The organism is Vogesella fluminis, from assembly GCF_014652335.1.
Taxonomy (GTDB): Bacteria; Pseudomonadota; Gammaproteobacteria; order Burkholderiales; family Chromobacteriaceae; genus Vogesella; species Vogesella fluminis.
This window is the reverse complement of sequence record NZ_BMYP01000027.1, coordinates 16,880-41,466: the sequence shown is the minus strand read 5'-3', so window position 1 is coordinate 41,466 and position 24,587 is coordinate 16,880. Positions and strand designations below refer to the sequence as shown.

The 24,587-nt window shown below is 66.7% G+C and carries 23 protein-coding genes; 9 read left to right on the top strand and 14 right to left on the bottom strand.

Translation table 11 applies throughout. From position 1 onward, the window contains the following. Positions 1-166: 166 nt before the first annotated feature. The 9 genes from lpdA to IE083_RS11105 all read right to left on the bottom strand — a co-directional run bounded on the left by lpdA (position 167) and on the right by IE083_RS11105 (position 11,354). Positions 167-1,957, bottom strand: coding sequence for a dihydrolipoyl dehydrogenase (gene lpdA, locus IE083_RS11145; protein ID WP_189353679.1), 1,791 nt, complete (start codon positions 1,955-1,957; stop codon positions 167-169). A 107-nt stretch (positions 1,958-2,064) separates the two neighbouring features. Beyond that, positions 2,065-3,732, bottom strand: coding sequence for a dihydrolipoyllysine-residue acetyltransferase (gene aceF / locus IE083_RS11140; protein ID WP_189353678.1), 1,668 nt, complete (start codon positions 3,730-3,732; stop codon positions 2,065-2,067). A gap of 195 nt (positions 3,733-3,927) precedes the next feature. Beyond that, complete coding sequence (aceE, locus tag IE083_RS11135; protein WP_189353677.1) at positions 3,928-6,591, bottom strand: pyruvate dehydrogenase (acetyl-transferring), homodimeric type; 2,664 nt, start codon at positions 6,589-6,591, stop codon at positions 3,928-3,930. A 1-nt stretch (position 6,592) separates the two neighbouring features. Further along, complete coding sequence (locus IE083_RS11130; RefSeq protein ID WP_189353676.1) at positions 6,593-6,892, bottom strand: hypothetical protein; 300 nt, start codon at positions 6,890-6,892, stop codon at positions 6,593-6,595. Between the two features lie 38 nt (positions 6,893-6,930). Beyond that, positions 6,931-8,373, bottom strand: coding sequence for a M48 family metalloprotease (locus tag IE083_RS11125; RefSeq protein ID WP_189353675.1), 1,443 nt, complete (start codon positions 8,371-8,373; stop codon positions 6,931-6,933). Between the two features lie 50 nt (positions 8,374-8,423). Beyond that, positions 8,424-10,130 carry a SulP family inorganic anion transporter gene (locus IE083_RS11120; protein ID WP_189353674.1) on the bottom strand — a complete coding sequence of 569 codons (1,707 nt, stop codon included), beginning with the start codon at positions 10,128-10,130 and terminating at the stop codon, positions 8,424-8,426. Next, a complete protein-coding gene (locus tag IE083_RS11115) occupies positions 10,127-10,570 on the bottom strand; it encodes a DUF6691 family protein (RefSeq protein WP_189353673.1) in 444 nt (147 codons plus the stop codon). Before IE083_RS11115 ends, IE083_RS11120 begins: the two co-directional genes overlap by 4 nt. A gap of 10 nt (positions 10,571-10,580) precedes the next feature. Further along, positions 10,581-11,012, bottom strand: a complete 432-nt coding sequence (locus IE083_RS11110; RefSeq protein WP_189353672.1) for a YeeE/YedE family protein — start codon at positions 11,010-11,012, stop codon at positions 10,581-10,583. A gap of 18 nt (positions 11,013-11,030) precedes the next feature. After that, complete coding sequence (locus IE083_RS11105) at positions 11,031-11,354, bottom strand: ArsR/SmtB family transcription factor (RefSeq protein WP_189353671.1); 324 nt, start codon at positions 11,352-11,354, stop codon at positions 11,031-11,033. A gap of 118 nt (positions 11,355-11,472) precedes the next feature. On the opposite strand from IE083_RS11105, the gene IE083_RS11100 reads away from it, so the two are divergent. The 8 genes from IE083_RS11100 to IE083_RS11065 all read left to right on the top strand — a co-directional run bounded on the left by IE083_RS11100 (position 11,473) and on the right by IE083_RS11065 (position 18,544). After that, positions 11,473-12,333: an MBL fold metallo-hydrolase gene (locus IE083_RS11100; RefSeq protein WP_189353670.1), complete on the top strand. Its 861-nt coding sequence runs from the start codon at positions 11,473-11,475 to the stop codon at positions 12,331-12,333. Between the two features lie 47 nt (positions 12,334-12,380). Continuing rightward, positions 12,381-13,373 (top strand): DUF2804 domain-containing protein, encoded by a 993-nt coding sequence (locus IE083_RS11095; RefSeq protein WP_189353669.1) that lies wholly within the window; start codon positions 12,381-12,383, stop codon positions 13,371-13,373. Between the two features lie 130 nt (positions 13,374-13,503). Then, positions 13,504-14,865, top strand: coding sequence for an acetyl-CoA carboxylase biotin carboxylase subunit (gene accC, locus IE083_RS11090; RefSeq protein ID WP_189353668.1), 1,362 nt, complete (start codon positions 13,504-13,506; stop codon positions 14,863-14,865). Between the two features lie 192 nt (positions 14,866-15,057). Beyond that, a complete protein-coding gene (locus tag IE083_RS11085; RefSeq protein WP_189353667.1) occupies positions 15,058-15,624 on the top strand; it encodes a beta-class carbonic anhydrase in 567 nt (188 codons plus the stop codon). Next, positions 15,605-16,267, top strand: coding sequence for a nicotinate-nucleotide adenylyltransferase (gene nadD, locus IE083_RS11080; protein WP_189353666.1), 663 nt, complete (start codon positions 15,605-15,607; stop codon positions 16,265-16,267). The genes IE083_RS11085 and nadD overlap by 20 nt, the downstream gene beginning before the upstream one ends. Before the next feature lie 282 nt (positions 16,268-16,549). Continuing rightward, entirely contained in the window at positions 16,550-16,924 is a 375-nt protein-coding gene (gene rsfS, locus IE083_RS11075) for a ribosome silencing factor (protein WP_189353665.1), read from the top strand. Positions 16,925-17,008: 84 nt separating this feature from the next. Beyond that, on the top strand, positions 17,009-17,479 hold the full coding sequence (gene rlmH / locus IE083_RS11070) for a 23S rRNA (pseudouridine(1915)-N(3))-methyltransferase RlmH (RefSeq protein WP_189353664.1): 471 nt from the start codon (positions 17,009-17,011) through the stop codon (positions 17,477-17,479). A gap of 393 nt (positions 17,480-17,872) precedes the next feature. After that, positions 17,873-18,544, top strand: coding sequence for a lytic transglycosylase domain-containing protein (locus IE083_RS11065; RefSeq protein ID WP_189353663.1), 672 nt, complete (start codon positions 17,873-17,875; stop codon positions 18,542-18,544). 67 nt (positions 18,545-18,611) lie between these two features. Here the strand turns inward: IE083_RS11065 and holA are convergent, their stop codons facing one another. From holA to IE083_RS11040, 5 genes are all read right to left on the bottom strand, one after another. Beyond that, positions 18,612-19,622, bottom strand: a complete 1,011-nt coding sequence (gene holA, locus IE083_RS11060) for a DNA polymerase III subunit delta (RefSeq protein ID WP_189353662.1) — start codon at positions 19,620-19,622, stop codon at positions 18,612-18,614. Continuing rightward, positions 19,603-20,121 carry an LPS-assembly lipoprotein LptE gene (locus IE083_RS11055; RefSeq protein ID WP_189353661.1) on the bottom strand — a complete coding sequence of 173 codons (519 nt, stop codon included), beginning with the start codon at positions 20,119-20,121 and terminating at the stop codon, positions 19,603-19,605. The genes holA and IE083_RS11055 overlap by 20 nt, the downstream gene beginning before the upstream one ends. Before the next feature lie 185 nt (positions 20,122-20,306). Further along, complete coding sequence (gene leuS / locus IE083_RS11050; RefSeq protein WP_189353660.1) at positions 20,307-22,922, bottom strand: leucine--tRNA ligase; 2,616 nt, start codon at positions 22,920-22,922, stop codon at positions 20,307-20,309. A gap of 108 nt (positions 22,923-23,030) precedes the next feature. Next, on the bottom strand, positions 23,031-23,843 hold the full coding sequence (locus tag IE083_RS11045; RefSeq protein WP_189353659.1) for a sulfite exporter TauE/SafE family protein: 813 nt from the start codon (positions 23,841-23,843) through the stop codon (positions 23,031-23,033). After that, positions 23,843-24,301 (bottom strand): EVE domain-containing protein, encoded by a 459-nt coding sequence (locus tag IE083_RS11040; protein ID WP_189353658.1) that lies wholly within the window; start codon positions 24,299-24,301, stop codon positions 23,843-23,845. The genes IE083_RS11045 and IE083_RS11040 overlap by 1 nt, the downstream gene beginning before the upstream one ends. Positions 24,302-24,383: 82 nt before the next feature. Here IE083_RS11040 and IE083_RS11035 point away from each other — a divergent pair, with 82 nt between their 5' ends. Then, a complete protein-coding gene (locus IE083_RS11035) occupies positions 24,384-24,563 on the top strand; it encodes a hypothetical protein (protein ID WP_189353657.1) in 180 nt (59 codons plus the stop codon). Positions 24,564-24,587 lie beyond the last annotated feature (24 nt).

The window sequence follows — 24,587 nt, the reverse complement described above, 5'->3', positions numbered from 1 at the left end:
GCTTCGCCCCCAAAGCAACGACTAAGCTGTTTGGGAAGGTGGGCGGGCCGGACGCTTACATACAAAAGCCCAAACACCATGCTTTGTCGTAATGACAAAAGGGCAAGCCCTCATCAGGCTTGCCCTTTCTCGTCTCCTGCGGCCAACCTTGGCCGCATTCACACGCTTACTTCTTGCGCTGCGGCGGCAGGTCGGTGCAGCTGCCGTGTGCCACTTCGGCGGCCATGCCGATGCTCTCGCCCAGGGTCGGGTGAGCATGGATGGTCTTGCCGATGTCGGTGGCGTCGCAGCCCATTTCGATGGCCAGGCAGATTTCGCCCAGCATGTCGCCGGCGTGGGTGCCGACGATGGCGCCGCCGATCACCTGATGGGTCTCGGCGTCGAAGATCAGCTTGGTGAAGCCTTCGTCGCGACCGTTGGCGATGGCGCGGCCGGAGGCGGCCCACGGGAACACCGCTTTTTCGATCTTGATGCCGTCACGCTTGGCTGATTCCTCGGTCACGCCGACCCACGCCACTTCCGGATCGGTGTAGGCCACACCCGGAATCACGCGCGCGTCGAAGTAGGCTTTCTGCCCGGCGCAGTTTTCCGCCGCCACGTGCGCCTCGTGCACCGCCTTGTGCGCCAGCATCGGCTGGCCGACGATGTCGCCGATGGCGTAGATGTGTGGCACGTTGGTGCGTTGCTGCTTGTCCACCTCGATGAAGCCGCGGTCGGTCACGGCGATGCCGGCGTTTTCGGCACCGATCAGCTTGCCATTCGGCGCGCGACCGGCGGCGACCAGTACCAGGTCGTAGCGTTGCGGCTCGGCCGGGGCTTTCGCGCCTTCAAAGGTCACGTAGATGCCATCTTCTTTGGCCTCTACGGCTACGGTTTTGGTGCCGGTCATGATGTTGTCGAAGCGGTGGGCGTTGTACTTCTCCCATACCTTGACCAGATCACGGTCCGGACCCTGCATCAGGCCGTCCATCATCTCGACCACATCCAGGCGCGCGCCCAGCGTGGAGTACACGGTGCCCATTTCCAGGCCGATGATGCCGCCGCCGATCACCAGCATCTTGTTCGGTACGGCTTTCAGTTCCAGCGCGCCGGTGGAATCGACGATGCGCGGGTCTTGCGGGATGAACGGCAGGTTCACCACGCGGCTACCGGCGGCGATGATGGCGTTCTTGAACTTGATGGTCTGCTTGGCACCGGTCTTGTCCTGACCTGTGCCTTCGGTGGTTTCCACCTGCAGGTGGTACGGGTCGAGGAAAGAGCCGACGCCGCGCACCACTTGCACCTTGCGCGCCTTGGCCATGCCGGCCAGGCCTCCGGTCAGCTTGCCGATGACCTTTTCCTTGTAGCCACGCAGCATGTCGATGTCGATTTCCGGCGCGGCAAACTTGATGCCGTTGGCGGCGAGGTGTTTCACCTCGTCGATCACCGCCGCGTTGTGCAGCAAGGCTTTCGACGGGATGCAGCCCACGTTCAGGCACACGCCGCCCAGGGTGGCATAGCGCTCGACCAGCACCACTTTCAGGCCCAGGTCGGCGGCGCGGAAGGCGGCGGAGTAGCCGCCAGGGCCGGCGCCCAGTACCAGCACGTCGCACTCGATGTCGGCGGTGCCGCTGTGCGTGGCCGCAGCAGGAGCCGCGACCGGCGCGGCCTTGGCTTCTGCAACAGGTGCCGCAGCCGGAGCAACAGCAGGCGCAGGGTTGGCCGCAGCGGCAGCGCCGGCAGCCTCGATCACCACGATCACGTCGCCTTCGGAGATCTTGCCGCCGACGGCGGTGCGCACTTCCTTCACCACACCGGCGTGTTCCGCCGGCACTTCCATGGTGGCCTTGTCGGTCTCCAGCGTGATCAGGCTGTCGTCCTTGGCAACGGTGTCGCCGACTTTCACGAACACTTCGATCACGTCCACATTGCTGTGGCCGCCGATGTCCGGCACTTTCAGTTCAATCAGATTGCTCATGGTTCACATCCATGTGGTGGCGGCGCGCAGGGCACGCCGCCGGTATTCGGCACGATGGCTTGTTGGCAGCCGAAGGTTGGCCGCGGCCAACCTTCAGGCTGCGACCATTACAGGATCAGGCGGCGCACGTCGGACAGCAGCTTGCCCAGGTACACGGTGAAGCGGGCGGCAGCGGCGCCGTCGATCACGCGGTGGTCGAAGGACAGCGACAGCGGGCACATCAGGCGCGGCGCGAATTCCTTGCCGTTCCAGACCGGCTTGATCTGCGACTTGCACACGCCGAGGATGGCCACTTCCGGCGCGTTGACGATAGGCGTGAAGCCGGTACCGCCGATGCCACCCAGGCTGGAGATGGTGAAGGTCGCGCCCTGCATGTCGGTCGGCTTGAGCTTGCCGTCACGCGCCAGCGCGGACAGCTCGGTCAGTTCCTTGGCGATCTGCTTGATGCCTTTCTGGTCCACGTTCTTGATCACCGGTACTACCAGGCCGTTCGGCGTGTCGGCGGCGAAGCCGATGTGGTAGTACTGCTTCAGCACCAGGTTGTCGCCGTCCAGCGAGCTGTTGAACGCCGGGAAGGCTTTCAGCGCCTCGGCGGCAGCCTTGATGATGAAGGCCAGCGGGCTGATCTTCAGGCCGGACTTTTCCCATTCCTTGCCGATGGTCTTGCGGAATTCTTCCAGCTCGGTGATGTCGCAGTCGTCGTTGAACGTGACGTGCGGGATCATCACCCAGTTGCGCGACAGGTTGGCACCGGACAGCTTCTGGATGCGCGACAGCGGCTTGGTTTCGATCGGGCCGAACTTGGCGAAGTCCACCTTCGGCCACGGCAGCAGGTCGAGACCGCCACCGTTGCCTGCCGGTGCGGCAGCCGGGGCCAGTGCCGCCGGGTTCTGCAGCACGGCTTTGACGAAGCCCTTCACGTCGTCCTCGACGATACGGCCCTTGCGGCCGGTACCCTTCACCTTGGACAGGTCCACGCCCAGTTCGCGCGCCAGCTTGCGTACCGACGGGCCGGCGTGCGACTTGGCGAAGCCGGCTTCGTTGAAGGCGGCAGCGACGGCGGCGGCAACTGGCGTTGCTACCGGTGCGGCAACCGCTGCCGGGGCGGCAGCAGCAACTGGCGCGGCAGCCGCGGGAGCCGGTGCCGGTGCCGGTGCCGCCGCGGCGGCTGGTGCGGCGGCCGCGCCGGCACCCTCGACCACCACGATCAGGTCGCCTTCGCTGGCCTTGTCGCCCACTTTCACTTTCACTTCCACCACGCGGCCGGCGGCGGTGGCCGGCACTTCCATGGTCGCCTTGTCGGTTTCCAGCGTGATCAGGCTGTCGTCGACCTTGATCTCGTCACCGACCTTGACCGCTACCTCGATCACGTCGACGCCGCTGTGGCCGCCGATGTCAGGGATGCGGATTTCGCTGCGGCCAACGTTGGCCGCAGCCACTGGTGCGGCAACGGGTGCAGGTGCAGCTACAGGCGCGGGCGCAGCCGCTACCGGGGCGGCTACCGCGGCAGCGGGGGCTGGCGCGGCGGCGCTGGCGCCGACTTCGATGATGGCGATCACGTCGCCTTCGGAAATCTTGCCGCCGAGCACGGCGCGCACTTCCTTCACCACGCCGGCGGCTTCGGCCGGTACTTCCATGGTGGCTTTGTCGGTTTCCAGGGTGATCAGGCTGTCGTCAACGGCGACGGTCTGGCCCGGCTGGATGAAGACTTCGATGACGTCTACGTTGTTGTGCCCACCGATATCGGGCACTTTCAGTTCGATCAGATTACTCATGGCTCTATCCACATCGTAGGGCGGAGGCCCGCGTGACAGGCAAGGCGTGGCGCCTTGCCGGCTGCGGGCTCCGCCAACATTCGGCTTGGTATCCCGGCTGCCGTCTGGCGGCGGCCGGATCGCGCTGCTGCAGGAGCGGCGAAAGCCACGCGGGTGACTTTCGCCGGTATCAGGGTTGGCCGCAACGGCCGCGCCTTATACCTTCCAGCTAGGCAGCTTGGCGACGTTGATACCGTACTTGGTGATGGCTTCCTGGACGCGGGCGGCGTCGATCTTGCCGTCGCGTGCCAGTGCCGACAGCGCGGCCACGGCGACGTAGCGGCGATCCACTTCGAAGAACTCGCGCAGCTTGGCGCGGCTGTCGGAGCGGCCAAAACCGTCGGTCCCCAGCACCACGTAACGGCCAGGCACGTATTCACGGATCTGGTCGGCGTAGTTGCGGATGTAGTCGGTGGCGGCGATCACCGGGCCGGAACGGCCGGCCAGCTGCTGCTCGACGTAGGACAGGCGCTGCTCGCCTACCGGGTGCAGCAGGTTGTGGCGGGACGCTTCCATGCCGTCGCGGCGCAGCTCGTTGAAGGAGGTCACGCTCCAGATGTCGGAGGCGATGCCGAAGTCGTTGCGCAGCAGGTCGGCGGCGGCAATCACTTCGCGCAGGATGGTGCCGGAGCCCATCAGCTGCACCTTCACCGCGGCGTCGCCACCGTCCTTGAACAAATACATGCCCTTCAGGATGCCGTCTTCGGCGCCCTGCGGCATCGCCGGGTGGGTGTAGTTCTCGTTCATCAGGGTGATGTAATAGAACACATCCTGCTGTTCCACGTACATGCGCTTCAGGCCGTCCTGCAGGATCACCGCCAGTTCGTAGGCAAAGGTCGGGTCGTAGCTGATGCAGTTCGGGATCAGGCCGGCCTGGATGTGGCTGTGGCCGTCTTCGTGCTGCAGGCCCTCACCGTTCAGGGTGGTACGGCCGGCGGTGCCACCCAGCATGAAGCCGCGGGCGCGCATGTCGCCTGCTGCCCAGGCCAGGTCGCCGATACGCTGGAAACCGAACATCGAGTAGTAGATGTAGAACGGTATCATCGGGATGCCGTGGTTGGCGTAGCTGGTCGCTGCCGCAATCCACGACGACATCGCGCCAGGCTCGTTGATGCCTTCCTGCAGCATCTGGCCGTCCTTGGATTCCTTGTAGAACATCAGCTGGTCGGCGTCCTGCGGCACGTAGTTCTGGCCCTGGGTGGACCAGATGCCGTACTGGCGGAACATGCCTTCCATGCCGAAGGTACGCGATTCGTCCGGCACGATCGGCACGATCTGTTTGCCGATGTTCTTGTCTTTCAGCAGGATGCCCAGCTGACGCACGAAGGCCATGGTGGTGGAGAACTCGCGCTCGCCGGAATCGGAAAGCAGGCTGTCGAACAGGTGCAGGCCGGGGATCGCCAGCGGTGCCTTCACCGGTTTGCGTGCCGGCAGGTAGCCGCCAAGGGCAGCACGGCGTTCGCGCATGTACTGCATTTCCGGGCTGTCTTCGGCCGGCTTGTAATACGGTGCATTCGGCAGGTCTTCATCGGAGACCGGAATGCCGAAGCGGTCGCGGAACTTGCGCAGGTTGTCCAGCGCCATTTTCTTGGCCTGGTGGGCCACGTTCTGCGCTTCGCCGCTGGAGCCCATGCCGTAGCCCTTGATGGTCTTGGCCAGGATCACGGTCGGGCGGCCGCCGGCGTTATGAGTGGCTTCGTGGTAGGCCGCGTATACCTTGTGCGGGTCGTGGCCGCCGCGGTTGAGGGCAAAGATCTCCTCGTCCGACATATTGGCCACCATTTCGCGCAGCTCCGGGTACTTGCCGAAGAAGTGTTCGCGAACGTAGGCGCCGTCCTTGGACTTGAAGGTCTGGTAGTCACCGTCCACACATTCGTCCATGCGCTTCTTCAGCAGGCCCTTGCTGTCCATCGCCAGCAGCGGGTCCCAGCGGCTGCCCCACACCACCTTGATCACGTTCCAGCCGGAGCCGCGGAAGTCGCCTTCCAGTTCCTGGATGATCTTGCCGTTACCGCGCACCGGGCCGTCCAGACGCTGCAGGTTGCAGTTGATCACGAATACCAGGTTGTCGAGGCCTTCACGTGCCGCCAGCGCGATCGCGCCCAGCGATTCCGGCTCGTCCATCTCACCGTCGCCGCAGAAGCACCACACCTTGCGACCCGGGGTCTTGGCCAGGCCGCGGCTTTCCAGGTACTTCAGGAAACGCGCCTGGTAGATGGCCATCAACGGCCCCAGGCCCATCGATACGGTGGGGAACTGCCAGAAGTCTTCCAGCAGCCACGGGTGCGGATAGGATGGCAGGCCGCCACCGTCCACTTCCTGGCGGAAGCTGTCCAGCTGCGCCTCGCTGATGCGGCCTTCGAGATAGGCACGGGCATACACGCCCGGGGCGATGTGGCCCTGGAAGTACACCAGATCGCCTTCCTGCTCGTCGTTGTGCGCACGCCAGAAGTGGTTGAAGCCGACGTCGTACAGGGTGGCGGAGGACTGGAACGACGCGATGTGGCCGCCCAGCTCCAGGTCTTTCTTGCCGGCGCGCAGCACCATGGCCATCGCGTTCCAGCGGTTGATCGAGCGGATGCGGTGCTCCATCTCGTGGTTGCCCGGCGATTTCTGTTCCTTGCCGACCGGGATGGTGTTCCGGTATGCGGTGGTGGCTTCGAATGGCAGGTGGGCGCCACGGCGGCGGGTACGCTCGACCATCTTTTCCAGCAAGAAATGGGCACGCTCGGCGCCGTCACTGTCCAGTACAGACTCCAGCGCATCGGTCCATTCGTGGGTTTCAACCGGATCGATATCGTCAGGGTAGATTGCTGCCATCTCACATCCTCACTTTTATTTTCAGTCCGCCACCCGGTTGGGCGGCGTCTGTTGTCATGACATTGGGTGCCTTGGTAAAGGCGTTACAGAACTGCGGCGGATTATAATCGAACAATTCCGCAAATAAAATTTGCGAAAGTGAAAAGTTTCTTACATAGCGCAGAGTGTAAATCGTGCCGATTTCCACGCGAAGTGGGCAATTAGGGATATCACTCAAATTCGGCTTTTCCGCCAGTGATATTGCACTGCAATATGTTGTTTTTTTGCGATTATTGCCGGAACGAAGGGGAACGGGCAGCACCAGTCACGGCGCGGATGGCGGCCGGCGCGGATCCGGCATCAGCGCGGCCTGGCCGGATGCTGGCTGTCGATTTCGCGCAAACGCGCTTCGACGGTGGAACGCAGGTAGAAATCGTCGCCGCCGGCGCGGCTGGCGAGCTGGTACTGGATGCGCGCCGATTCAAACTCCTGTTCGATATAGAACGCGTGGCCCAGCGCGGCGTGGTAACGCAGTGCGTCGCCCTCGCCGTAGCTGCGCGCCGCCAGCCGCCACAGCGCGGCGTTGTCGGGGGTGCGCTTGAGCGCCAGCTCGATCTGCTGCCGCGCCTCGGCGCCGCGCCGCGCCTGCAGCAGGGTGTCGATGTTCGCCAGCCACAGCGCGTCGTTGGACGGGAATTGCTGCAGTGCCTGCTGATAGCGCGCCAGCGCGCCGTCAAGGTTGGCCGCAGCACGCTGGATGTCGCCGCCCAGCAGCAGCAGCGCCGGATGCGGCGGCAGCTGCCGCTGCGCGCTGGCCAGCGCCTGCTGCGCCTCGTCGTGGCGGCCCAGCTGCAGCAGCGCGCGTGCCAGGCCGTAGTAGGTGGCGCCCGGCTGCAGGAAGCGGCCGGCGGCCAGCGCGGTGCGGTAGTGGCGCTCGGCCTCGGCGGCGCCGAGGGTGGCCAGGCGCAGCTTCTCGCGCATCAGCAGGAAATCGCTGCTGTCGGCGCGCATGCGCAGCGGGTAGCCCTGCGCGCGGTTCTGCGCCTCGCTGACGCGCTCGCCGGTCAGCGGGTGGGTGCGCAAAAAGCCGAAGGCGTTGTTGTCGTTGTGGCGGTGGGTCTGCTGCAGGCGGTCGAAAAAGCCGGCCATGTTGCGCGCGTCGAAGCCGGCGGCGGTCAGGTACTGCATGCCGATGCGGTCGGCCTCGCGTTCGAAATCGCGCGAATAGGCCAGCTGGCGGCTGGCGGCGAGACCGACGCCGGCGTTGATCACGCCGGCGCTGACGTCGCCGTTGGACGCGTTGGATGCCAGCACTCCGGCCAGGATCGCCGCCAGCATCAGCAGCTGGCGGTTGCCCTCGCCCTCCTGCATCCGCGCCAGGTGGCGCTGGCTGACGTGGGCGATCTCGTGCGCCAGCACCGAGGCCAGCTCGCCCTCGCTCTGCGTCGCCAGCAGCAGGCCGCTGTGCACGCCGATCACGCCGCCGGGCAGCGCAAAGGCGTTGATGCTGCGGTCGTTGACGGCGAAGAAGGCGAAGCGCATCCCCGGCAGCTGCGCACCAGCGGCCAGCCGCCCGCCGAGGTCGGCGAGATAGGCGTTGACCTCGGCGTCGTCGATCACGTCACCGTCGCCGCGCAGCGAGCGCAGGATATCGCGGCCGATACGGTTTTCCTCCGCCTGCGGCAGGGCGGACTCCGCCACCGTGCCCAGGCTGGGCAGGTCGTTGGCGGCGAACAGCGGCGGCGCGGCCAGGGTGGCGAGCAGGCTGGCGGCAAGCAAGGGACGGCGGAAGTGTCGTTTCATGCCGCTATGATAGCCAGCGGCGGCAGTAAGTTGCACGCGGCGCGTGGTTTTCAGATCTGGTAGTCGCTGCCGGGACACAGCTGCTGGATGGCGATATGGGTGGACAGGTGCAGGCGGCCGTCGAAGCGCGCCGCCAGCCCGGCGCGCTTGCACACGTCCAGCACCGGGCCCTTGACCTCGGCCAGGTGCAGGCGGATGCCGCGCGCGGCGAGGCCGTCGTCCAGCCGCTCCAGCATAGCCAGCGCGGTCATGTCGAGGCGGTTGACCGCGCTCATCACCAGCAGCAGGCTGTGGCTGTCCGGGCTGGCGGCGGCCAGTTGCTCGATGGCATTGCCGACGTGGCGGGCATTGCCGAAGAACAGGCTCTCGTCGACGCGCAGCAGCAGCACGCCGGGCAGCGGCTCGGTGTGGTAGCGCAGCACGTTGCGAAAGTGCTCGGTGCCGGGCACCCGCCCCAGCACCGCGATGTGCGGCCGGCTGCTGCGCATCAGCCACACCGACAGCGAGATCACCACCCCGGCGACGATGCCGGCATCGACGCCCAGCGCCAGCACCAGCAGGAAGGTGACGGCAAATGCCACCGCGTCGGCGCGTTCGGTGCGCCACGCGGCGCGCAGGGTGCGGAAATCGATCATCACCACCACCGAGGCGATGATGGTGGCGGCCAGCACCGCCAGCGGCAGGCTGGCCAGCAGCGAGGTGGCGGTGCTCAGCAGCAGCACCATCAGCGCGGCGGTGATCAGCGACGCCAGCTGGGTATTGGCGCCGGCGTCGGCATTGACCACCGAGCGGGTCAGGCCGCCGGTGACCGGAAAGCCGCCGCTAAGGCCGGCGCCGAGATTGCACAGCCCCAGCGCCAGCAGCTCGCGGTCCGGGTCGATGGTTTCGCGCCGCGGCGCGGCCAGCATCTGCGCCACCGACAGGCTCTGCACGTAGTTGATCAGCGCGATGAAGAAGGCCGGCATCACCAGCGGCGCGAGGCCCAGCGACGGCAGCGCCGCCAGCCGCAGCGACGGCAGCCCGCCGGGCACCACGCCGACCACCGGCAGTCGCGCCTGCCAGCCAGCCAGCGTCACCGCCAGCAGGCCGCCCAGCACCACCAGCATCGGCGCGGTGCGCGACAGCGTGCGCGCCACGCCGGATGCCAGCCCCAGCGCGTGCAGCAACGACGCCAGATAGCGCCGCGCCAGCACCAGCACCAGCAGCGCCGCCAGCCCCAGCAGCAGCGCCAGCGGATTGAGCGCCGCGACATGGGCGAGGAAGGCCTGCGCGATGTCCGGCAGGCTGGCACCGCCGGCGCGGAAGCCGGCCAGCGGCGCCAGCTGCGACAGCACGATCAACAGCGCCGAGGCGGCGGTGAAGCCGGCCAGCACCGGTTGCGACAGCGCGTCGGCCAGAAAGCCCAGGCGCAGCAGGCCGAACAGGAACAGCATGGCGCCGGACAGCAGCGCCAGCCAGATGGCGGCCAGCAGGTAGTCGTCGCTGCCGGCTGCGGCCAACCTTGACAGCGTCGCCGCCACCAGCAGCGAGGTCACCGCCATCGGCCCCACCGACTGCGCGTGGCTGCCGCCGCTGAACGCGTACAGCAGCAGCGGCAGCAGGCTGGCGTAGAGGCCGGCTTCCGGCGGCAGGCCGGCCACCAGCGCATAGGCCAGCCCCTGCGGCACCAGCAGCAGGGTGACGATCACCCCGGCGCTGACATCGCCGGGCAGGTCGGCACGGCGGTAGTGGCGCAGCCAGCGCGGCAGCCAGTTCATCGCGACAGCGCTTTGTCCAGCGGCCGGAACAACAGCATGCCCGCCACCATCGCCAGCACGAACAGCAGCCCCGGCCATTGCAGGCTGCCCAGCAGCACCAGCCCCGGGCCGGGACAGATGCCGGCGATGCCCCAGCCGATGCCGAACAACATACTGCCCAGCACCAGCCGCGGCGTGATGCCGCTCTTGCCCGGCAGGTGGATGGGCGCGCCCGACCACGACGGCAGCTGGCGATGGCTGCGCGACTCGGCGAGGCGGAACAGCGGCAGGCCGACGGCAATGGCGCCGCCCATCACCAGCGCCAGCGACGGATCCCAGGCCCCGGCGAGATCGAGAAAACCGATCACCTTCTGCGGATTGCTCATCCCGGACAGCAGCAGGCCGACGCCGAACAGCAGGCCGATGGCGAACGCCTGCCCCGCTTGTGCACGATGTTTCATGATGCTCTCCTCACACCAGCAGGTGGCGCAGCAGGTAGACCGCGGCAAAGCCGGCCCCCATGAACGACAGCGTCGCCACCAGCGAGCGCGGCGACAGCCGCGACAGGCCGCAGACGCCGTGGCCGCTGGTGCAGCCGGAGGCAAAGCGGGTGCCGATGCCGACCAGCAGCCCGGCCAGCAGCAGCTGCGGGGTATCGGCCATCATCTTGACCGCCGGCAGCTCGCCGCGCAGCAACAGGTACAGCGCCGGTGCCAGCAGCAGGCCACCGACAAAGGCAGCGTGCACGGTGCGGTGCGGCGCGCCGTCGACCAGGCCGCCCAGCAGGCCGCTGATGCCGGCGATGCGTCCCAGCCCCAGCGCCATCCACGCCGCGGCCAGCCCGATCAGCACGCCGCCGGCCAGTGCCGCCAGCAGTGCAGCCGGATTCCAGATGATGTTCATGCTTTACTCCTTAAGGTGTCAGGGCGGCGGTGCCTGCGACCCCGCGTCGTCGCCACAAAACAGGCCGTGCAGCGTGCCGAGAATGGCCATTGCCTCCCGGCTGGCTACACTGTAGTAGATCCACTTGCCCTCGCGCCGGGTGTTGACCACCGCCTCGTTGCGCAGCACGCCCAGCTGCTGCGACAGCGTCGGCTGGCGGATGCCGGTCAGCCGTTCCAGCTCGGACACGCTCTTCTCGCCATCCACCAGCTGGCACAGCAGCAGCAGCCGGTCTTCGTTGGCCAGGCTTTTCAGCAGGCTGGTGGCGCGTGACGCGTTGTCATGCAGGATGCTCAGATCCATGGTGGGTACTTCCTCCTGTCTGTCTTGTTATTTTATCGCAGCGCGTTTTTATTATATTTACAAATATAATGTAACGCAATATATTGATTGCACTGCCATTCCGCCACCAGGAGTCACGATGAACCCCCAAGTCCACGCCGGTTTCGATCCCGTCACCCGGACCGTCAGCTATGTGGTGTACGACCAGCCGGGCGGCCACGCGGCGATCATCGACCCGGTGCTGGACTACGACCCCAAGTCCGGGCGCACCGCCGCCGCCGCCGCAGACCGGCTGCTGACCTTCGTGCACGAACAGCGGCTGACGCTGGACTGGATCATCGAGACCCACGCCCACGCCGACCACCTGTCCGCCGCCGCCTACCTGCAACGGCAACTGGGCGGCCGCATCGCCATCGGCGACCGGATCGGCGGCGTGCAGCGCGTGTTCAAGGACATTTTCAATCTCGAACCCGGCTTCGCCACCGACGGCCGGCAATTTGACCATCTTTTTGCCGATGGCGACACCTTTGCCATCGGCCGGCTGCAGGCACAGGCCATCGCGGTGCCCGGCCACACCCCGGCCGACATGGCCTACCACATCGGCGACACGATCTTTGTCGGCGACACCCTGTTCCTGCCCGATGTCGGCACCGCGCGCTGCGACTTCCCCGGCGGCGACGCCGCGACCCTGTACCGCTCCATCCGCCGGCTGCTGTCGCATCCCGACCACACCCGGCTGTTCATGTGCCACGACTACCCGCCGGAAGGGCGCGCGCCGCAGTGGCAGTGCACGGTGGCCGAGCAGCGCGCGCACAACATCCACGTCCACGACGGTATCAGCGAGGCCGACTTCGTGCAGCTGCGCGAGGCGCGCGACGCAACACTGGCGATGCCGGTGCTGATCCTGCCGGCGATCCAGGTCAATATCCGCGCCGGCCAGCTGCCGCCGGCCGAGGACAATGGCACCGCCTACTTAAAGATTCCGCTGAATCTGCTGTAAACTGCAGCCATCGTGACGACATCGGGCGCACGGCGACCCGTACCCTAATGGACCCCTATCCCTTGCCTCCGGCACCGGCACGACTGGTGCACGAACGCGGCGTGCCGGCCTTCGGCATGTACCGCGGCACCGTCGAGCAATTGTCCTGGCGCGCGCTGAAGGCGCCGCTGGCCAAGCAACTGACGCGCCAGCTGCACCACAAGCGCTGGCAATACGCCGCCATCGGCCACGCCGACTTCTTCATCGGCGTGGCGGTGGTCGATACCGGCTGGTGCGGCAGCGCCTTTGCCTACCTGTTCGACCGCCGCCGCCGCGAGCTGGTCGCCAGCTTCAGCAGCAACGGCCTGCCGCTGATCTCCACCCGCATCGAAAACCGCAGCTTCGGCGACGCCACCTTCCGCCAGGGCAAGGACTGCATCGCCTTCCGCCGCGCCGACGGCCGCCTGGAGCTGACCATCAACACCCCGGCGCTGCGGCTGGCGGCGCACATCGCGCTGCCGGCGCCGCACAGCGTGCTGGTCGCCATCGCCCCCGGCAACTGGCTGGCGCACGCCACCCACAAGAGCAGCGCACTGAGCATCAGCGGCTTTGCCGACTGCGGCGGCCGGCAGCTGGTGCTGGACGACGCCATCGCCAGCCTCGACGCCTCCAACGGCCTGCTGGCGCGCGACACCGCGTGGCGCTGGGCCAGCGCCCACGACCGGCGCATCGGCTTCAATCTGCAGCAGGGTTATATGGGCGACACGGAAAACGCGGTGTGGCTGGACGGCGTGCCGCACCGCGTCGGCGCCGCCCGCTTCGACTTCGACGCCACGCAGCCGCTGGCGCCGTGGCAGATCCGCACCGACGACGGCGCGGTGGCGCTGACCTTCACCCCGGAAGGCGTGCGCCAGCAGGAGCAGGAGCTGCTGATTGCCGCCAGCCGCTACCTGCAGCCGATCGGCTGCTTCAGCGGCCGCATCATCCACCCGCACACCGGCGTCGCGCACGAGGTGTCGCAGCTGCTCGGCGTCACCGAAGACCACCACTCGCGCTGGTAATTGCGGCCAACGTTGGCCGCAAGCCGAACGCTGCCCGCCGCCGCCTGTCTCATGATGCAGGAAGCGGCCGGCCTCCGGCTGCCGGCCGCGGGCGTCCCGCTGCGGCGCCTTGCCTGGAGTGCGGCCAACCATGTTCGACAAGATCCTGATCGCCAACCGCGGCGAAATCGCGCTGCGCGTGCTGCGCGCCTGCCACGAGCTGGGCATCAAGACGGTGGTGGCGCACTCCGAGGCCGACCGCGATGCCAAGTACGTGAAGCTGTCCGACGAGTCGGTGTGCATCGGCCCGGCCCCGTCGGCCAGGAGCTACCTGCACATGCCATCCATCATCGCCGCCGCCGAGGTCACCCGCGCGCAGGCGATCCACCCCGGCTACGGTTTCCTGTCGGAAAACGCCGCCTTTTCGCAGTGCGTGGAGGAGTCCGGCTTCGTGTTCATAGGCCCGCGCGCCGACACCATCCGCCTGATGGGCGACAAGGTGTCGGCCAGGCAGGCGATGATCGCCGCCGGGGTGCCGTGCGTGCCCGGCTCCGATGGCGCGCTGCCGGACAACGACAAGGCGGTGCTAAGGATCGCCGGCAAGATCGGCTATCCGGTGCTGATCAAGGCTGCCGCCGGCGGTGGCGGCCGCGGCATGCGCGTGGTGCGGCAGGCCGGCGAGCTGCTGGACGCGATCCGGATCACGCAGCGCGAGGCCGACGCCGCCTTCGGCAACGCCAGCGTATACCTGGAGCAATACCTGCCGGCGCCGCGCCACATCGAGATCCAGATCCTGGCCGATCAGCACGGCAACGCCGTGCATCTGGGCGAGCGCGACTGCTCGCTGCAACGCCGCCACCAGAAGGTGATCGAGGAGGCGCCCGCCCCCGGCATCAGCGCCGCCCAGCGCCAGCGCATCGGCGAAGCCTGTGCCGACGCCTGCCGCCGCATCGGCTACCGCGGCGCCGGCACCTTCGAATTCCTGTACCAGGACGGCGAGTTCTATTTCATCGAAATGAACACCCGCGTGCAGGTGGAGCACCCGGTGACCGAGATGATCACCGGCATCGACATCGTGCAGGAGCAGATCCGCGTCGCCGCCGGCCTGCCGCTGCGCTACACGCAGGCACAGGTGGTGCTGCGCGGCCACGCGATGGAATGCCGCCTCAACGCCGAGGATGCGTTCAGCTTCATCCCGTCGCCGGGACGCATCGCACATTACCATCCCGCCGGCGGCCCCGGCATCCGCATCGATTCGCACATCTACCAGGGCTATCAGGTGCCGCCGCACTATGATTCGATGATCGGCAAGCTGATCGCCCACGGTGACGACCGCGCGCAGGCGATGGCGCGCATGCGCGGGGCGCTGCGCGAGCTGAACATCAGCGGCATCAGCACCAATATTCCGCTGCACCAGCTGCTGTTCAACGACCCCGGCTTCATCGCCGGCGGCACCAGCATCCACTATCTGGAACAGTGGCTGGCCGATCGCCGCCAGGGGGCGCCAGGATGAGTGCGCGGCCCGCAACGGCACGGCCGGGCGCCGCGCAAAACCCTGCCCGTCACGTGGCCAGGCCGCCCGCGCGCGGCACGAGACCGTCGCCAAAACCCGTGGTAGCATGGCGCCCGACCCCGATAGAGCAAACACACCAATCCCGTGCCCCTGCCTGCTACCCGCGGGCACACTTCAAGACAGGAGAACACCATGGGCCTGCTTAACAACTTGCTGGAACACAACCGCGCCTTTGTCGAGGCGCGCGAATACGAGCAATTCAGTACCGACAAATTCCCGGACAAGAACCTGGTCGTGCTGTCGTGCATGGACGCGCGGCTGGTAGAACTGCTACCCAAGGCGATGGGTCTGAAAAACGGCGACTTCAAGCTGATCAAGAACGCCGGCGCGCTGGTCACCCACCAGTGGGGATCGGTGATGCGCAGCCTGCTGGTGGCAGTGTACGAGCTGCGCGCCGAGGAAATCTGCATCGTCGCCCACCACGACTGCGGCATGCGCGCCATCGACCCGAGCCGCATCCTGGACCATGCGCAGGAACGCGGCGTGTCGGCGGAAACCATCGCCACCCTGCGCGGCGCCGGCATCGACCTGGACAGCTGGCTGAAGGGCTTCGACAACGTGCAGGACAGCGTGCGCCACACCGTGGCCACCATCCGCAGCCATCCTCTGATGCCGAAAGACATCCCGGTGCACGGCCTGGTCATCCATCCGGCCACCGGCAAGCTGGACGTGATCATTGATGGCTATCAGCCCGGCTGAGCACCCGCCGCGCATCGGCGTGTTCGGCGGCACCTTCGACCCGCTGCACGCCGCCCACCTGCGCCTGGCACGCGCCTTCCGCGACCAGCTGGCGCTGAACGAAGTGCGGCTGATCCCGGCCGGCCAGCCCTACCACCGCGAGCACGCCCCGCACGCCAGCGCCGGACAGCGGCTGGCGATGCTGGACGCGGCGCTGGCGACCGAGGCGCCCGGCCTGGTCAGCGACGAGCGCGAGGTGCGCCGCGCGCGCCCCGCCTACACCGTCGACACGCTGCAGGAGCTGCGCGACGAGCTGGGCGACCAGGCCGAGCTGTGGTTCCTGATCGGCGGCGATTCGCTGCAACGGCTGCACACCTGGCAACGTTGGCCGCAGCTGCTGCGGCTGGCCAATCTGGCCGTCGCCATCCGCCCCGGCTTTGTTGCGGCCAAGCTCGATCCGGCCGTCGCCGCCCTGTGGCAGACACGGCAAGTATCTGATTTTTCAAATCGAACGCCTTCCGGTACAATCCGCGCCTTGGACTTGCCGCCCATCACCCTCTCTGCCACCGCCATCCGCCAGCAACTGGCGACGGGGCAGGACTGCAGCGCGCTGCTGCCACCGGCGGTGCTGGCCTATATCCGCCAGCACCGGCTATACCGCTAAGAACCGTTCAAGGTCTGCTGCGCTTCGGCGATACGGCGTTAAAAACGCCTTCGGAATGCTCATTTACCCCGTGTAAACTCCGCTTCCTCAGCCGTTTTCGCCTTGTCTCGCGTGAGCTCGCGAGACTTTGAACAGGTTCTAGACCAGCCGCGCAACACGCGGCGGCAAGCAGGATTTGCACTGGCCGGCGGTTGCCGGCCGTTTGCTCTTTTGCGGAACCTCTGGCCACGCCGGGCGCTGACGCGTCGCCACGTCCCCTGACACCGAATATCAAGGATGCACATGGAAGTTCAAGAAATCGTCAAACTGGCCATCAACGCGCTGGAAGACGTTAAAGGTAAAAACATCGTGTCGCTGGACACCAGCAAGCTGACCTCGCTGTTCTCGCACCTGATCGTCGCCACCGGCGACTCCAACCGTCAGGTGAAGGCGCTGGCCAACAACGTGGCGGTGGACCTGAAGGCCGCCGGCGTCGACATCGTCGGCACCGAAGGCCACGAGAGCGGCGAGTGGGTACTGGTCGATGCCGGCGACGTGGTCGTCCACGTGATGCTGCCGGCGGTACGCGACTACTACGACATCGAGGCACTGTGGGGCGGCCAGAAGCCGTCCTTCGTGCCGGTCGGCGGCCGTCCGTGGGACGCCACCGCGGAATAAGCCCCGCCCTGCCGTGACCGCAAGCGCACCGCCCAGGCGGTGCGTTGTGCTTTGCGGCCAACCTTTTGCCCCTGTAGCCCTGCCATGAAAATTACCCTGCTGGCCGTCGGCACCAAGATGCCGCGCTGGGTGGACGAAGCGTTCAACGACTACGCCAAGCGCTTCGGCCGCGACATCAGCTTCGAGCTGAAAGAGATCAAGCCGGAGAAGCGCGGCGGCGGCGTCACCGCCGAGAAAGGCATCGCCGCCGAGCACGAGCGCATCGTGGCCGCCATCCCGCCGCGCAGCAAGCTGATTATCCTCGACGAGCGCGGCAAGAACTGGACCTCGGTGCAGCTGGCCGGCGCGATGAAGGAATGGATGGCCGGCGGCGACGACATCTGCATCGTCATCGGCGGCGCCGACGGCCTGTCACAGGAGCTGAAGGCACGCGCCGACATCATGTTGCAGCTGTCGGCGATGACGCTGCCGCACGGCATGGTGCGCGTGCTGCTGGCCGAGCAGCTGTACCGCGCCTACTCCATCCTCAACAACCACCCCTACCACCGCGAATAGGGCGCCGGTTGCGGCCAACGTTGGCCGCAGCCTCATGCCGCCTGCGAGCCGGTGTCGCGATCCGGAAACGGGCGCCGCAGGCGCCTCATTCCTGAGCGGCAGAAGCGCGACAGGGTTTGACCGGCCGCAAAGCAGGAGCCGTTATTCCTGCAAGGCGGCCCCCGTCCTCAAGTTGCGCCACGGCGCGCCGTTCGATTTTCCGTATTTGATTTAAACACTTTTACAACAAATTCCAAAAGGGCCGATTCCGCCCAGCGCCTTGCCCCTGCTCGACATAATCCAAAAGCATAAAAAAGACCGTTACGGCCACTACGGTTTGAACTGGAAAATGGTCAATCCGATCAGTAACATGAGGTTATCGCTCCTTTAACCTGAGCCCGAGTTCTTTACATCATGACGAACCGCCTGTTACTGCCGGCAATGCTGCTGGCCAGCAGCCATGCACTGGCCCTCTCCCCCCAGCCTGCCGATGATTACCTCGCCGACGCGGTACGCCCCGGCCTTGGCGCCACCCTCAGCTTCGATGCCCAGCCGGAGGCGCCGCCGGTCCCCGAGACGCGCGGCGATGCGGTGCCGGACGTCAAGGCGCCGGGCTACAACCGGCAACAGGCGGCGCTGTTCAGCAAGCTGATCCACCAGGTGGCGCGCGAACACCAGCTGGACCCGCAGCTGCTGCACGCCATCGTCACCGTCGAATCCGGCTACAACCCGGGAGCGACCTCGCCCAAAGGCGCGCAGGGCCTGATGCAGCTGATGCCGGACACCGCCGCCCGCTTCGGGGTGCGCAACCGGGCCGACCCGCTGCAGAGCCTGCGCGGCGGCGCGCGTTACCTGCGCTTCCTGCAGGGCCACTTCAAGCAGGACATGACGCTGGTGATCGCCGCCTACAACGCCGGCGAGGGTGCGGTCGGCAAGTACCGCAACACCATCCCGCCGTATCGCGAAACCCGCGAATACGTGGCCAAGGTGCTGGCGTCCTACGAGTCGCGCGCCGGCCAGCCGCTGGTGCCCGTACGCCAGCCGCGCTTCCAGCTGATCCTGCCGCCGCCGCGCTACCCGCTGTAAGGCGGCCGCCACAAACAAAAGCCCCTGTCCGCGGACAGGGGCTTTTGCTTGGCAGATGCGTGGCAACTCAGCGCGCGGCGAGGCTGGCGGCCAGCCGTTTCAGGCTGTGCCAGGCGTCGCCCTGCGCCACGCCCTTGATCTGGCGGTCGATGCGCGCGCACTCGGTCAGCGCCTGCATCAGCCGCGCGCCGCCGATGCGTTTCAGCGCCGGCTCCGCCAGCCGCTGCTTGTCGCCCCACAGCCGCAACTCACCCGCCATGTCGCGCACGCTGCGGCCGTCCTTCAGGCCGCGGCCGAGCTTGATCAGCATGCGCACGTCCTCGGTGAACGACCACAACACCAGCACCGGCGCCTCGCCCTCCGCCTCCAGCCCGTCCAGCATGCGCGCGGCGCGTGCCACGTCGCCGGCCAGCCAGCTCTCGGACAAATGAAAGACGTCGAAGCGCGCCACGTTGGCCACCGCGTCGCGGATGTCGGCCAGGCTCAGCTCGCCCTGCGGGTACAGCAGCGCCAGCTTGTCGATCTCCTGCTTCGCCGCCAGCAGGTTGCCCTCGACGCGGTCGGCAAAGAAGCTGGCCGCGTCGTGGTTCAGGCTCTGGCCCTGGCGCTGCAGCCGCCGCGCGATCCACGCCGGCAGCTCGCCGCGCGCCACCGGTTTCGCCTCGGTGATCACCGCGCTCTTTTCCAGCGCGGCAAACCACTTGCTCTTCTGCTGGCTGCGGTCCAGCTTGGGCAGTTGCAGCAGGGTGATGGTGTCCGGCGGCGGGCTTGCGGCCAACCTTTGCAGCGCCTCGCCGCCCTCCAGCCCCGGCTTGCCGCCGGGAATGCGGATTTCCAGCAGTTTGAGGCTGGCAAACAGCGACACGCTGCTCATCGCGTCAGTCAGCTGCGACCAGTCGAAGTGCGCGCCCTCCACCGTCAGCACCTCGCGCTCGGCATAGCCGGCCTGGCGGGCGCGGCGGCGCAGCGCGTCGGCCGCCTCCAGCGCCAGCAGCGCTTCCTCGCCGTGGATCACGTACAGCGGCGCCAGACCGCGCGCCAGCTGCGTGACAAAGGCATCAGGGCTTAGTGCTGGCATGGCCCGGTTTCGGCAGGTAGGCCAGACGGTGCATCAGCTGCTCGGCGGCATCGCGGCGCATGTCTTCCAGCAACAGCGCTTCCTCGCGCTCCTTGCCCAGCACCGCGCTGTCGCTGTACGTCAGCTCGCGGCGCACCACCACCGTCAGCGGCAGCGGCTGCTCGTCGCCCTTGCGCTGCACGCTGGCCTCGACACGGTAGGTGAGCAGGTATTCGTTGACCTTGCCGCCGCGGTTGATGGTCAGGATGTCCTTGGCATTGGCGGTGCTGTCGATAGTCAGCACCAGCTCGGCGTCGGCAGCGCGGCTTTGCAGCTGCACGCGGCCGTCGCGCTGCAGCGCGCTTTGCAGCGGCTCGGCGAGGTTCCCTGCCTGCTGGATGGCGATGCTGGCAAACGGCAGCGGTGTCAGCGGTGCCGACAGCCCGCGCAGGTGAAAGCCGCAGGCGCTCAGCGCCAGCAGGGCGCCGGCCAGCAGCGTGTTCTTGATCAGTCGGTTCATGCGACACTCCGGTGTGCGCCGCGGTGACAAGGCGGCTGACGGGCATACCATCAGCCGCCTTGTTGCGTTGCGGCGCGTTGCTAGTGTAGTGTTTCACGCTATTTGAAACATATGAAAACCAATATCCATGCGGGTTTCAAGCTGATTTCAAGTTCCATCAAGAACGCAGCACTACACTAGCAGGATTAAACGACGATGTTCACCAGGCGGCCCGGCACCACGATGATCTTCTTGGCTGGCTTGCCTTCCATGAACTTGATCACGTTGTCGTGGGCCAGCGCGGCGGCTTCGATCACGTCACGGCCGGCGTCGGCGGCGACGGTGACGCTGCCGCGCAGCTTGCCGCACACCTGCACCATCAGCTCGATCTCGCTCTTCACCAGCGCGCTCTCGTCCACCTGCGGCCAGGCTTGCGCCAGCAGCTCGGTGCCCGGGCGCAGCGCGCTCCAGATCGCCTCGGTGATGTGCGGCACGATCGGCGACAGCAGCACGGTGACCGCTTCCAGCACTTCCTGCGCCACCGCGCGGCCAAGGTCACCACCGGTATCGGCCTTGTCGTAGGTGTTCAGCAGCTCCATCACCGCGGCGATGGCGGTGTTGAACTGCAGACGGCGACCGTAGTCGTCGGCCACTTTCTGGATGGTGCTGTGCAGCTTGAAGCGCAGCTCTTTCTGGCTGGCGTTCAGCTCGCCACCGGCGTAAGCGGTGGTGATGCCGGCGGCCACGTGCTCGCGGCTGAGTTTCCACAGCCGTTTCAGGAAGCGGAACGCGCCCTCCACGCCGGCGTCCGACCATTCCAGCGACTGCTCCGGCGGTGCGGCGAACATCATGAACAGGCGCGCGGTATCGGCGCCGTAGTTCTCGATGAATTCCTGCGGATCGACGCCGTTGTTCTTGGACTTGGACATCTTCTCCACACCGCCCACGATCACCGGCTGGCCGTCCACGCGGTGGGTGGCACCGGTGATCTTGCCCTTGGCGTCGCGTTCCAGCACCACGTCCTGCGGCGCGATCCAGTCTTTCGAACCATTCGGCAGGTCGCGGTAGAAGGTCTCGCAGATCACCATGCCCTGCGTCAGCAGGCTCTTGAACGGCTCGTCGCTGTCCACCAGGCCTTCGTCGCGCATCAGCTTGTGGAAGAAGCGCGCGTACAGCAGGTGCAGGATGGCGTGTTCGATGCCGCCCACGTACTGGTCGACCTGCAGCCAGTAGTTGGCCGCATGCTTGTCCAGCATCGCGGTGTCGCAAGCCGGGCTGGCGTAGCGCGCGTAGTACCAGCTGGACTCCACGAAGGTGTCCATGGTGTCGGTTTCGCGCTTGGCCGCGCCGCCGCAAGTCGGGCAGGTGGTTTCGTAAAATTCCGGCATCCTGGCGAGCGGCGAACCGGCGCCATCCGGAATCACGTTCTCCGGCAGTACCACCGGCAGCTGCTCGGCCGGTACCGGCACGTCGCCGCAGCACGGGCAGTGGATGATCGGGATCGGGCAGCCCCAGTAGCGCTGGCGGCTGATGCCCCAGTCGCGCAGGCGGTACTGGGTCTTCTTGGCACCGGTGGACTTGGCTTCCAGATCGGCGACGATGGCGTCGAAGGCGGCCGCGAACTCCAGGCCGTCGTACTTGCCGCTGTTCACGGTGAAGAGGCCTTCCTTGGCGCCGTACCAGTCTTGCCACTGGCTGGCGTCGAAGTTGTCTTCGCCGGCGGCTGGGGCATACACCTGGGTGATAGTCAGCTGGTACTTGTTGGCGAATTCGAAGTCGCGCTCGTCGTGCGCCGGCACCGCCATCACCGCGCCTTCGCCGTAGCCCCACAGCACGTAGTTGGCGATCCACACCGGCAGCTTGGCGCCGGTCAGCGGGTGGATGACGAACAGGCCGGTATCGACGCCCTTCTTCTCCATCTTGGCCACGTCGGCCTCGGCCACGGAGCCGGCCTTGCACTCGGCGATGAAAGCCTGCAGCGCAGGGTTGGCCGCAGCGGCCTGCGTCGCCAGCGGGTGCTCGGCGGCGACGGCGACGTAGGTGGCGCCCATCAGCGTGTCCGGACGGGTGGTGTACACCTTCATCACGCCGTCGTGGCCGATGCTGTCCACATCGTAGGCAAAGGACACGTCGGCGCCGAAGCTCTTGCCGATCCAGTTGCGCTGCATGGTCTTCACCTGTTCCGGCCAGCCGTCCAGCTTGTCCAGATCATTCAGCAGCTCGTCGGCGTACTTGGTGATGGCGAAGTAGTACATCGGGATTTCGCGCTTTTCCACCAGCGCGCCGGAGCGCCAGCCGCGGCCGTCGACCACCTGCTCGTTGGCCAGCACGGTCTGGTCCACCGGGTCCCAGTTCACCACGCCGTTTTTCTTGTAGATGATGCCCTTCTGGAACAGGCGGGTGAACAGCCACTGCTCCCAGCGGTAGTAGTCCGGCTTGCAGGTGGCCAGCTCGCGGTCCCAGTCCAAGGCAAAGCCGAGGCTGTCCAGCTGCTTCTTCATGTACTCGATGTTGGCGTAGGTCCACGCCGCCGGCGCGCCGCCGTTCTTCATCGCCGCGTTTTCCGCCGGCAGACCGAAGGCATCCCAGCCCATCGGCTGCAGCACGTTGAAACCCTGCGCACGCTTGAAGCGGGCCAGCACGTCGGTGATGGTGTAGTTGCGCACGTGGCCCATGTGCAGCTTGCCGGACGGGTACGGGAACATCGACAAGGCGTAGTATTTCGGGCGGGTGCTGTCTTCGACGGCTTTGAAGGCGGCGGTAGCCTGCCACTTCTGCTGGGCGGCGGCTTCAAGCTCGCGCGGGCTGTATTGTTCTTGCATGGGGATCTCTAGGCGCAAAAAAGCGTGAAAATTCAATCGCAACATTATAGCGGCGAGTTGCCATCGCCGCGAAGCGCTGCACGGAAAAGGTTGGCCGCAACGCCGGTCTCAGCCCTGGCGCAGCAGGCCGAGCAGCATCTCGCTGGCCATCACCGCCATCAGCAGCGCAAAGCCCTTTTTCAGCTTCGCCACCGGCAGCGCGTGGGCAGCGCGGGCGCCCAGCGGCGCGCACAGCACCGTCATCAGCATCAGCGCCAGCATCGCCGGCAGATAGATGAAGCCGAACGCGCCCCACGGCAGCCCAGGCGTCTGCCAGCCGGCAGCCAGGTAGCCCAGCGCGCCGGACACCGCGATCGGCCAGCCCAGCGCGGCGCTGGTGGCGATGGCGGTATGCATGCGCACATTGCACCAGCCCATGAATGGCACGCTCATCGAGCCGCCGCCGATGCCGACCCAGCTCGACACCATGCCGATCACGCCGCCGGCGGCGCTCTGCCCGGCGATGCCCGGCATGTCGCGGCTGGCGGTCGGTGCCGCGCCGAAGAACATCTGCGCGCCGATCACGTAGGCGTAAATCACGAAGAACCAGCGCAGCGCGTTGCTGGGAATCCAGCCGGCCAGCAGGCTGCCGACGAAGGTGCCGACCATCATCGCCGGCGCCATGCCGCGCACGATGGCCCAGTTCACAGCACCCTTCTTGTGATGCGCGCGCACGCTGGCAAAGCTGGTGAACACCATCACCGCCAGCGAGGTGCCCACCGCCAGATGCTGCACATGGCTACCGCCGAGGCCGGCGGCGTCCAGCACGCCGACCACCACCGGCACGATCACCAGCCCGCCGCCGACCCCGAGCAGGCCGGCGAGAAAGCCGGCGACCACGCCGCAGGCCAGCAATACCGCAATCAGCGTCAACGACAACATCAGAGCAGGTTCTCCATCAGGTAATGCCATTGCTGCGGCGTGACCGGCGTGATCGACAGCCGGTTGCCGCGTTGCAACACCGTCATCTCCAGCAGCGCCGGATGCTGGCGCAAGACGGCCGGCGACCGCAGCGCGGTCTTGCGCACGAAGCGCACGTCGACGCACTGCCAGCGCGGATTGGCCGGGTCGGACCTGGGATCGAAATACGGGCTGGCGGGGTCGAACTGGCTGGAATCGGCGTGCGCGGCGCTGGCCACCTCGGCGATGCCGGCGATGCCCGGCTGCGGGCAGGACGAATGCCAGAACAGCAGCAGGTCGCCCGGCTGCATCCGGTCGCGCATGAAGTTGCGCGCCTGGTAATTGCGCACCCCGGTCCACTCGAACAGCTTGTCAGGGTTGGCCGCGAGGTGGTCGATGCCCACCTCGTCCGGCTCCGACTTCATCAACCAGTACGCCATTCCACTCTCCGGCGCCGGTGCTCGCCACCGGACGCGATGCCATATAATGCGACATTCCCCCCACCATCCAAGAGACAATGTCATGAAAACAGTCCTGTTTGCCAGCCTGACGCTACTACTTGCCGCCTGTACCATCAGCGGCCCGCGCGTGTCGGTGAAGCCGATCGAAATCAAGCCGCTGGAAATCGAGATCGGCGACGGCCATCGCGGCAGCGATTCGTTCTGCCCGCCGGGTCAGGCCAAGAAAGGCAACTGCCGCTAAGCAGCGCCGCACCGGCAACCGCCG

Bases quoted from the DNA above. Each gene is read 5' to 3' on its own strand.
- lpdA (WP_189353679.1), bottom strand. From the start codon at position 1,957: ATGAGCAATCTGATTGAACTGAAAGTGCCGGACATCGGCGGCCACAGC.
- aceF (WP_189353678.1), bottom strand. From the start codon at position 3,732: ATGAGTAATCTGATCGAACTGAAAGTGCCCGATATCGGTGGGCACAAC.
- aceE (WP_189353677.1), bottom strand. From the start codon at position 6,591: ATGGCAGCAATCTACCCTGACGATATCGATCCGGTTGAAACCCACGAA.
- IE083_RS11125 (WP_189353675.1), bottom strand. From the start codon at position 8,373: ATGAAACGACACTTCCGCCGTCCCTTGCTTGCCGCCAGCCTGCTCGCC.
- IE083_RS11120 (WP_189353674.1), bottom strand. From the start codon at position 10,130: ATGAACTGGCTGCCGCGCTGGCTGCGCCACTACCGCCGTGCCGACCTG.
- IE083_RS11115 (WP_189353673.1), bottom strand. From the start codon at position 10,570: ATGAAACATCGTGCACAAGCGGGGCAGGCGTTCGCCATCGGCCTGCTG.
- IE083_RS11110 (WP_189353672.1), bottom strand. From the start codon at position 11,012: ATGAACATCATCTGGAATCCGGCTGCACTGCTGGCGGCACTGGCCGGC.
- IE083_RS11105 (WP_189353671.1), bottom strand. From the start codon at position 11,354: ATGGATCTGAGCATCCTGCATGACAACGCGTCACGCGCCACCAGCCTG.
- IE083_RS11100 (WP_189353670.1), top strand. From the start codon at position 11,473: ATGAACCCCCAAGTCCACGCCGGTTTCGATCCCGTCACCCGGACCGTC.
- IE083_RS11095 (WP_189353669.1), top strand. From the start codon at position 12,381: ATGGACCCCTATCCCTTGCCTCCGGCACCGGCACGACTGGTGCACGAA.
- accC (WP_189353668.1), top strand. From the start codon at position 13,504: ATGTTCGACAAGATCCTGATCGCCAACCGCGGCGAAATCGCGCTGCGC.
- IE083_RS11085 (WP_189353667.1), top strand. From the start codon at position 15,058: ATGGGCCTGCTTAACAACTTGCTGGAACACAACCGCGCCTTTGTCGAG.
- nadD (WP_189353666.1), top strand. From the start codon at position 15,605: ATGGCTATCAGCCCGGCTGAGCACCCGCCGCGCATCGGCGTGTTCGGC.
- rsfS (WP_189353665.1), top strand. From the start codon at position 16,550: ATGGAAGTTCAAGAAATCGTCAAACTGGCCATCAACGCGCTGGAAGAC.
- rlmH (WP_189353664.1), top strand. From the start codon at position 17,009: ATGAAAATTACCCTGCTGGCCGTCGGCACCAAGATGCCGCGCTGGGTG.
- IE083_RS11065 (WP_189353663.1), top strand. From the start codon at position 17,873: ATGACGAACCGCCTGTTACTGCCGGCAATGCTGCTGGCCAGCAGCCAT.
- holA (WP_189353662.1), bottom strand. From the start codon at position 19,622: ATGCCAGCACTAAGCCCTGATGCCTTTGTCACGCAGCTGGCGCGCGGT.
- IE083_RS11055 (WP_189353661.1), bottom strand. From the start codon at position 20,121: ATGAACCGACTGATCAAGAACACGCTGCTGGCCGGCGCCCTGCTGGCG.
- leuS (WP_189353660.1), bottom strand. From the start codon at position 22,922: ATGCAAGAACAATACAGCCCGCGCGAGCTTGAAGCCGCCGCCCAGCAG.
- IE083_RS11045 (WP_189353659.1), bottom strand. From the start codon at position 23,843: ATGTTGTCGTTGACGCTGATTGCGGTATTGCTGGCCTGCGGCGTGGTC.
- IE083_RS11040 (WP_189353658.1), bottom strand. From the start codon at position 24,301: ATGGCGTACTGGTTGATGAAGTCGGAGCCGGACGAGGTGGGCATCGAC.
- IE083_RS11035 (WP_189353657.1), top strand. From the start codon at position 24,384: ATGAAAACAGTCCTGTTTGCCAGCCTGACGCTACTACTTGCCGCCTGT.